This window comes from Vibrio sp. HI00D65 (assembly GCF_001635455.1).
In the GTDB taxonomy this organism is placed as follows: Bacteria; Pseudomonadota; Gammaproteobacteria; order Enterobacterales; family Vibrionaceae; genus Vibrio.
This window is the reverse complement of the sequence record NZ_LWEH01000489.1, coordinates 1-2,088: the sequence shown is the minus strand read 5'-3', so window position 1 is coordinate 2,088 and position 2,088 is coordinate 1. Positions and strand designations below refer to the sequence as shown.

Annotated in this window: 2 protein-coding genes; one reads left to right on the top strand and one right to left on the bottom strand. The window is 44.4% G+C overall.

Going from position 1 to position 2,088, the window contains the following annotated elements; genetic code table 11:
- Positions 1-721, bottom strand: a 721-nt coding sequence (hemC, locus tag A3712_RS23050) for a hydroxymethylbilane synthase (RefSeq protein ID WP_063525185.1), incomplete at its 3' end; no start/stop codon positions are given.
- A 344-nt stretch (positions 722-1,065) separates the two neighbouring features.
- On the opposite strand from hemC, the gene A3712_RS23045 reads away from it, so the two are divergent.
- Positions 1,066-2,088: class I adenylate cyclase (locus tag A3712_RS23045; RefSeq protein WP_197465894.1), on the top strand; the 1,023-nt coding region annotated here is incomplete at its 3' end.

Here is a 2,088-nt window from a genome sequence, read left to right as displayed (position 1 = left end):
CTTCTAGTGTTAAGTTCATTGCACGTTCGCACAAAACACGGTCTGCAGTATCTTTGTCGTTTAGGGGCTCAAGAAGCTTAATTAGGCGTTCATCATCAAGACGACATTCAATACCTACAGCGCCTTGGCCTACAGCTGGTAAAGATTGTTCTGGTTCGATAAAGCTACGGATACGATCTTCTAGTTTTAGACGCTTAAGACCAGCTGCCGCTAGAACGATTGCATCGTATTGACCGTCATCGAGTTTACCTAGACGAGTACCCACGTTGCCGCGCAGTTCTTTGATGATCAAATCAGGGCGGTATTCCAGTAACTGACACTGACGACGCAGGCTACATGTACCTACGACAGCACCTTGTGGCAGTTCATCAATGTTGTTGTATGTGTTTGATACGAATGCGTCACGAGGATCTTCACGTTCACAAATCGTCACGAGACCTAGACCTTCAGGGAAGTCGACTGGCACATCTTTCATTGAGTGAACCGCAAGGTCAGCACGACCTTCTAGCATTGCCACTTCAAGTTCTTTTACGAACAGACCTTTACCACCCACTTTAGCAAGTGGAGTGTCTAGGATGATGTCACCTTTGGTCACCATAGTTACCAACTCAACCTCTAAACCAGGGTGAGCAGCTTGAAGAGCATCCCTAACAAAGTATGCCTGCCAAAGGGCAAGAGGGCTTTTTCTGGTTGCGATACGGATTGGTGCTGAATTTGTCATGGTGTTTCCGATATAGGTTCTGTAATAGCCTAATCCTACCATTGTGCGGCGAAAATTCTTACTGTTTGATCATTCCATGCTTTGATAGCTGAGAGATTTTCATAAGTTCACCAAAATAGTGTGATTGGTATCTCATTTGAAACATGGGCTATTATTAGAAATAGTCAATACAGAGGACACTACGGCGCCGTGAGTTTAACTTTTTGTCATTAAGGAATTGGCCAGTCTGGCGGCTTCCTTTGCTTTACCATTAGGGGTAAAAGTGTTAAATTGATCACGTTTTGTTGCTGCATTCGTTCAGTAACTAAACAGAAGTGCATTTAATCTCAAACCAAGGACTTACCTTGCAGGCTTACACTCAAACATTGATTCAACGATTAGACAATCTTAATCAACAGCGCATTGATCGTGCGTTGGCGTTGATGAATGTGCAAGGCCAACGAGTTTTTAACCTTATTCCTGCACTGCTTCATTTCAATCATCCTATGATGCCTGGTTATTACGACCAACAAGTTCCTTTTGGAATTCGTAGCTTCACGCCTAATGAATTCCAAAAGCAATTTGTCTCTGATACTGAACTTACCTTAGGTGGCAAGCTAACCGAGTCTGCGGAGCCCGCAATTCTTGGTTTGTACACCATGGGCAGTACCTCTTCTATTGGTCAAAGCACGTCAAGTGACCTCGATATCTGGGTGTGTGTATCTCCAGATATGGACGGCCCAGCACGCGATAACCTCACTAATAAATGTTTGTTGATTACCGATTGGGCTGAGACCTTAGGTGTTGAAGCTAACTTCTTTTTAATGGATGAAGAGCGTTTCCGTTCAAACCATTCTGAAGAGATGACCGGTGATAACTGTGGCTCTTCTCAGCACTTACTGTTACTTGATGAGTTTTACCGTTCTGCTGTTCGTTTAGCTGGCCAACGCCTGTTGTGGCAAATCATTCCGCCAGAAATGGAAGAGTGCTATGACGAATATGTTCAGGGCTTATGCCAAGATGGTTACCTTGATTGTTCTCAATGGATTGATTTCGGTAAGCTGAATCGCATCCCTGCTGAAGAGTACTTCGGCTCTAACCTGTGGCAGCTCTATAAGAGTATCGACTCACCGTATAAATCGGTGTTAAAGGCGATCTTGCTAGAAGCGTATTCATGGGAATACCCAAATACTCAGCTACTGAGTATTGATACTAAGCGCCGCTTCTTCGCGGATGAACCTGATCTTTATGGCATGGATAGCTACTATCTGATGCTAGAGAAGGTGACTCGCTACCTAGAGCGTATCAACGACCATACTCGATTGGACTTGGTAAGACGCTGTTTTTATCTGAAGACCCACGAGAAGTTGTCACGTGAAGCGGGCATT